This window comes from Pseudomonas sp. BF-R-19 (genome assembly GCF_019956445.1).
Classification (GTDB): domain Bacteria; phylum Pseudomonadota; class Gammaproteobacteria; order Pseudomonadales; family Pseudomonadaceae; genus Aquipseudomonas; species Aquipseudomonas fluorescens_BH.
This window is the reverse complement of sequence record NZ_JAHBDN010000114.1, coordinates 194,088-200,229: the sequence shown is the minus strand read 5'-3', so window position 1 is coordinate 200,229 and position 6,142 is coordinate 194,088. Positions and strand designations below refer to the sequence as shown.

General features: G+C 61.6%; 5 protein-coding genes. 3 read left to right on the top strand and 2 right to left on the bottom strand.

The genetic code is table 11. The annotated features are described in order from the left end of the window. Positions 1-243 precede the first annotated feature (243 nt). The 3 genes from ribA to KGB28_RS30260 are packed head-to-tail and all read left to right on the top strand — an operon-like array spanning position 244 to position 2,077. Positions 244-861: a GTP cyclohydrolase II gene (ribA, locus tag KGB28_RS30270; RefSeq protein WP_223449104.1), complete on the top strand. Its 618-nt coding sequence runs from the start codon at positions 244-246 to the stop codon at positions 859-861. Continuing rightward, a complete protein-coding gene (locus KGB28_RS30265; RefSeq protein WP_223449103.1) occupies positions 858-1,277 on the top strand; it encodes an MFS transporter in 420 nt (139 codons plus the stop codon). Before ribA ends, KGB28_RS30265 begins: the two co-directional genes overlap by 4 nt. Beyond that, positions 1,277-2,077, top strand: a complete 801-nt coding sequence (locus KGB28_RS30260; protein ID WP_223449102.1) for a cobalamin-binding protein — start codon at positions 1,277-1,279, stop codon at positions 2,075-2,077. Before KGB28_RS30265 ends, KGB28_RS30260 begins: the two co-directional genes overlap by 1 nt. 108 nt (positions 2,078-2,185) lie before the next feature. On the opposite strand, the gene KGB28_RS30255 is transcribed toward KGB28_RS30260, so the two are convergent. Continuing rightward, positions 2,186-4,069 carry a TonB-dependent receptor domain-containing protein gene (locus tag KGB28_RS30255; RefSeq protein ID WP_223449101.1) on the bottom strand — a complete coding sequence of 628 codons (1,884 nt, stop codon included), beginning with the start codon at positions 4,067-4,069 and terminating at the stop codon, positions 2,186-2,188. Positions 4,070-4,222: 153 nt separating this feature from the next. After that, positions 4,223-6,121 carry a 1-deoxy-D-xylulose-5-phosphate synthase gene (gene dxs / locus KGB28_RS30250; RefSeq protein ID WP_223449100.1) on the bottom strand — a complete coding sequence of 633 codons (1,899 nt, stop codon included), beginning with the start codon at positions 6,119-6,121 and terminating at the stop codon, positions 4,223-4,225. Positions 6,122-6,142: the final 21 nt, after the last annotated feature.

Below are 6,142 nucleotides of genomic sequence, written 5' to 3'. Positions count from 1 at the left end.
TGGTTGGCGATGCAGGGACTGGTGTGGTTTTTCGCCTGACCGGGGATTTCCAGGCGTTGATCATGAGAGCTGTTGATTCGAACTGACACGGTTCTTAAGGCTGATGATGTATCCATTGTGGGAGCGGCGTATATCAAACATTTTGATAGTTATCGCCGATAATTCAGCCTAAGCGTCCTCCGGAACCTGCTGTTACAATGCCGGCTCTGCGAATCTTCAGACTTTTAGATCAGGAGCACACCGGTGCCTGTCGTTTTTGTCGCCGCTTCCAAGCTGCCAACGCCTTTTGCGCAATTCACCATGCATGGCTTTCTCGATGAAGCCACCGGCCGCGAGCACGTTGTGCTGAGCCTGGGTGAGATTGCCGACGGTGCCCCGGTACTCGGCCGGTTGCACTCCGAATGCCTGACGGGCGATGCCTTGTTCAGCCAGCGTTGCGACTGCGGTTCGCAACTGGAGGCCGCCTTGCAGGCCATCGCCCGCGAAGGTTGTGGCGTGTTGCTCTACCTGCGTCAGGAAGGCCGGGGCATTGGCCTGTTGAACAAGATCCGTGCCTACGAACTGCAGGACGGTGGCGCCGATACCGTCGAAGCCAACGAACGCCTGGGCTTTGCCGCCGACCAGCGTGACTACGCCATGTGCCTGCCGATGCTGGAGCACCTGGGCGTCAAGTCCCTGCGCCTGATGACCAACAACCCGCGTAAGGTCAAGGCCTTGACCGACATGGGTATCGTGGTCGCCGAGCGCGTGCCGCTGCACACCGGCCACAACCCGCATAACCGACTCTATCTGGCGACCAAGGCCAGCAAGCTCGACCACATGATGGGCAATGAGCATCAGGGCGAGGTAGACCGGGCGTGACCCGCGGTCAGGTGCGGCGGCGACTGTCCATCAACTGGTGGCAATACCTGGCGCTGGCCTTGCTGCCGCTGTTTGTGATCAATGCGGTGTTCGGCCAGAGTGAAGCCATTCTGCCGGTGCTGGCGATGCCGTTGTTCATCGCCGGAGTCGCCTCGATGTTTGTCAGCCTGAAGTTTTTCGGCGCCTACAAACACGCACTGATTGCCACCCAGAAAGCCCTCGATACCCCTGAAGAACCTGGCGCCTGGATCAGTCTGGCGGCCAAGCGGCGCACGGCATTCCTCGCCGCCGGGCTGCCGGCCTGGATCGGTGCCCTGGCGGTGTTCGTCGGTCTCGAGGCTGTGCCGCTGATGCTGCTGGCACTGTCGACCGCCGTGCTGTTCTACCTCTACCGTATTCCGCGTCAACTCGGTTGATGCGCGCGGTCTGGCTGGCGGTGTCGCTACTGGCCGCCAGCGGCTCGGCAGTCGCGGTCGAGCGGGTAGTCAGCCTCGCACCGTCGCTCTCTGAAATCGTCGTTGAACTGGGTTCCGCCGACCTCCTGGTCGGTGTGCTGGACGCCGGTGAACGACCTGCCGAACTCAAGGACCTGCCCTCCGTTGGCCGCTATGGCCAGTTGGACATGGAGCGCTTGCTCAGCCTGAAACCCGATCTGTTGCTGCTATGGCCCGGTAGCGTCGGCCCGGCCCAGCGTGATCAGCTCAAGCGACTGAATATTCCCACCTACGTCGCCGAACCCCACAGCCTGAACCAGCTCGCCGCGCAGATCGAGGCCATTGCCGCTCAGCTCGATCGGTCTGAGCGCGGAATTTCATTGGCCAGCGATTTACGCCAGCGGCTGGATGAATTGCGCCAACGCTATCGACGGGACAAGCCGTTACGGGTGTTTTATCAGGTCTGGGATCGGCCGCTGTATACGGTTGGCGGCGAGCAGATCATCAGCGATGCGCTGGAGGTCTGCGGTGCGCAAAACGTATTTGGTGATCTGAAACTGCCGGCACCGCAAGTCAGCGTGGAAGCGGTGTTGCAGCGTAATCCCGAGGTGATACTGGCTAGCGATCAGGCGCAGCTCGATGCGTGGAAAGCCTGGCCGCAGGTGGCGGCCGTGGCACAAGGACAGTTGCGATTGGTGAAGGACAAGGGCCTGGAGCGGCCGAGTGGTCAGATGATCGAGGCCACCGCCAAGCTTTGCCAATTGATCGCGCCCGACCGCTGAGACCGAGTTGACTGTTTCGCGAGCAAGCCCGCTCCCACAGGATCGCGCTAAACCTGTGGGAGCGGGCTTGCTCGCGAAGAGGCCGGCCCAGACAGTACAAAGCCCGGATCAGATCTCCGGTGTCCAGGTCACCCCGAGCATCCACGTCTGACCTTCCTCGCGATACCCGTACTGGCTACCTTGGAAGCTGTACAACGCCCGGCTGTAACCCTTGTCCAGCAGGTTATCGACCTTCAGCTCCAGCCTGATTTCACGATTGAGCTCCCAACTGCTACGCAGTCCCAACAAGGCATAACCGCCCAACGGCTGTTGATTGTTCAAGTCGTCGTAGCTGCTGCTGACCGCTTGCCAACTGGCACCGAGGCCCAGGCGATCGAACTGTCGGTCCAGATCCCAGCTCAAGGTGCGCCGCGAACGCCGGGCCAGGGTGTGGCCCGTATCACGGTCGCGTGGGTCGATGATCGCAATGCCAAGGTTGCTCTGCCAGCCAAACAGTTTCTGCTTCAGTGCGGCTTCGAAGCCGTTGATTCGCGCGGAAGCAACGTTCTCCGGGCGCAAGTTGTTGCCTAAGATGATCGCGTCTTCAAGGTCGGTGCGATACAGCGACGTCTCCAGGCGACTGTTCTCGGTCAATTGGCTGCGCCATTGCAGCTCATAGCTTTTCGAGGTTTCAGGCTTCAGGTCCGGGTTGCTGAAGTCGGGGTAGTACAGGTCGTTGAAGGTCGGCGCGCGGAAGCCTTCGCTGTAGGTCAGCAGCACTTCGTTGTCCAGGTTCAGCGGCAGGCTGAAGGTGCCGCTCCAGGTGTTCTGGCTGCCGAACTGCTGGTTATCGTCGTGACGCAAGCCCAGCTCTGTGGAGAAACTGTCGGCCCGATAGCGGTGCTGGATGTACGCCGCACGGTTCCAGCGACTGTCCTCATCGAATGCGGTGCTGCTGTTGATGCGGTCTTCATACCAGTCACCGCCGAGCAGCAAACTGTTGCGCTCGTTGAGCGTCAAGTCGTTCTGCCAGTTCACCGAATCGCGGTAGGTGTTGAACACGCTGCGCTCATCGCTGAGCTTGTCCAGGGTCTTCTCGCGGTTTTCGCTGTGGCCGAACTCGATGCGGGTTTTCCACAGATCATTGATGCGCGCGTCGATGTAACTGCTGACACTGCTCACATCGAATTCGTTGTAGGGCTGCTGTTGGACCGACTCGAACGTATTCATGTCGAAGCGCCCGAACGGGTTGTCGAACTCGCTTTTTCCGCGGTTATCCAACGCGTTGGCGCCGATTTCGATGTCATCGCTGAGTGCGTGGCTCAAGCTCAGGCTGAACGACTGGTTTCGGTACTGGTCATGGTCGCCGTCGCTGGGGTATGACTCATGGGTGCGATTGATCCCGGCGGTTTCGTCGAGGCTGGCGCCGAGGTTGAAGCGGGTCTGTTCATCGCCGCCGGACAAACCGAGGCTGCGCTCCCAGGTCTGGTTGCTGCCGAAGCCGACGTGCATCCGCGGCTGAAGGCCTTGTTCGCCGCCACGGCGGGTGAAGATCTGGATGACTCCGCCAATCGCATCACTGCCATAAATCACCGAGCGGGAGCCGCGCAGCACTTCCACGCGCTCGACCTGCTCGATGTTGATGTGTTGCAGGTTGCTGTCGCCGGAGGTCGAACTGCCGATGCGCTGACCGTCCACCAACACCAGGCTCTGGGCCGACTGGGTGCCACGGATGTACACACCCGGAAGGCTGCCGCGCCCGCCGGTCTGCGAGACTTGCACGCCCGGCACCCGACGCAACAGATCAGTGACGCTTTCGGGTTGCAGGCGATCGATGTCTTCGCGGGTGAATACGGTGTTGGCGGCGCTGCTGTCATTGCGCGCTTCAATCTGGCGATTGGCGCTGATCAACACGTCGGGCAGCTTCAGGGCCTGGTCGCGTTCGAAGGTGTCGGCCAGCAATTGACCGGCCGGCAACAGAGTCAGCGTCAGGGCGAAGGGAGAGAGTTTCATGGGTAGTCCGTTGGTGTTTCGTGGCGCACACAAATCAAATGTGGGAGCGGGCTTGCTCGCGAAGGCGGAGTGTCAGTCAACTTCTCAGTTGAATGATCCGACGCTTTCGCGAGCAAGCCCGCTCCCACAGGGGTGTTGCATGTATCCAGGGGTTTAGATGTTGAGCAGTTGCAGGCGCTCGCGAATGGACGCTTCGATTCCCGCCTCATCCAAGCCACACTCGGCCAGCATTTGCGCAGGCTTGGCGTGTTCGACGTAAATGTCCGGCAAGCCCAGGTGCAGCACCGACTTGAGGATGTTCTCGCGAGCGAGGAATTCGCTGACCGCGCCACCGGCGCCGCCCATGATCGCGTTTTCTTCGACAGTGACCAGTAGCTCGTGGCTGCTGGCGATTTCGCGAACCAGTGCTTCATCCAGCGGCTTGACGAAACGCATGTCGACCACCGTTGCGTCCAGCGTCTCGGCGACTTTCAGGGCTTCGGCCAGTTGCACGCCGAACACCAGCAGGGCGACTTTGCTGCCCTGGCGGCGAATCACACCCTTGCCGATCTCGATAGGCTCGAGGTCTTTCTCGATAGTCGCGTTCGGGCCGTTGCCGCGCGGGTAGCGCACCGCCGCCGGGCCTTCGTACAGGTGACCGGTGGTGAGCATTTTGCGCAGCTCGTTTTCATCGCTCGGGGTCATCACCAGCATGCCGGGAATGCAGCGCAGGAACGACAAATCGAAACTGCCGGCGTGGGTCGGACCGTCTTCGCCCACCAGACCTGCGCGGTCGATGGCGAACAGCACGTCGAGATTCTGCACCGCGACGTCATGCACCAACTGGTCGTAGCCGCGCTGCAGGAAGGTCGAATAGATGGCCACCACGGGTTTGGCGCCTTCGCAGGCCATGCCGGCCGCGAGGGTGACGGCGTGCTGCTCGGCAATGGCCACGTCGAAGTAGCGCAGCGGGAAGCGTTCGCTGAAAGCGACCAGGTCCGAGCCTTCCTTCATCGCCGGGGTAATCCCGACCAGACGCGGATCGGCAGCCGCCATGTCGCACAGCCATTCACCGAACACACCGGAGTACTTCGGCCCGCTGGCCTTTTTCGGCGCGGCGGCCGGGGCGTCCAGCGGTTCGAGTTTGGTGATGGCGTGGTAACCGATCGGGTCGACTTCCGCCGGGGCGAAACCTTTGCCTTTCTTGGTGACGACGTGCAGGAACTGCGGGCCTTTCAGATCGCGCATGTTGCGCAGGGTGGCGATCAGGGTCGGCAGGTCGTGGCCATCGATCGGGCCGATGTAGTTCCAGCCCAGCTCTTCGAACAGCGTGCCGGGAACCAGCATGCCTTTGGCATATTCTTCGGTGCGACGGGCGATTTCCCAGGCACCGGGCAGGCGCGACAGCACTTTCTTGCTGCCTTCGCGCATGCTCGCATAGGTGCGGCTGGAAAGGATCTTCGCCAGATAGTTGGACAAGCCACCGACGTTGCGCGAGATCGACATGTCGTTGTCGTTGAGGATCACCAGCATGTTGGCGTCCACTTCCGGCGCATGGTTCAGCGCCTCGAACGCCATTCCCGCGGTCAACGCGCCGTCGCCGATCACCGCAATCGCCTTGCGCTCGCTGTTTTGCAGGCGGGCGGCAATTGCCATGCCCAGCGCGGCACTGATCGAGGTGCTGGAGTGGCCGACGCCAAAGGTGTCGTACTCACTCTCGGAGCGGCGCGGGAAGGCAGCGACGCCGTCCTTCTGGCGCAGGGTGCCCATGCGCTCGCGACGACCGGTGAGGATCTTGTGTGGATAAGCCTGATGACCCACGTCCCACACCAACCGGTCGTCCGGGGTGTCGAAGACGTAATGCAGCGCGATGGTCAGCTCGATCACGCCCAGCCCGGCACCGAAATGCCCACCGGTCTGGCCGACCGTGTAGAGCAATTCCAGGCGCAACTCATCGGCCAGGGTTTCCAGCTCGGCTTCGCCTAACCGGCGCAGGCCGTCCGGCGTGTTCGCGCGGTCGAGCAGGGGCGTGGTCGGGCGCTTGCGGGGAATCTCATGAAACGTCGTGGGCATCAGGCGAATCGTTATAGGTAT

Coding starts and splice junctions, on each gene's coding strand:
- KGB28_RS30260 (WP_223449102.1), top strand. CDS start 1,277: ATGCGCGCGGTCTGGCTGGCGGTGTCGCTACTGGCCGCCAGCGGCTCG.
- KGB28_RS30255 (WP_223449101.1), bottom strand. CDS start 4,069: ATGAAACTCTCTCCCTTCGCCCTGACGCTGACTCTGTTGCCGGCCGGT.
- dxs (WP_223449100.1), bottom strand. CDS start 6,121: ATGCCCACGACGTTTCATGAGATTCCCCGCAAGCGCCCGACCACGCCC.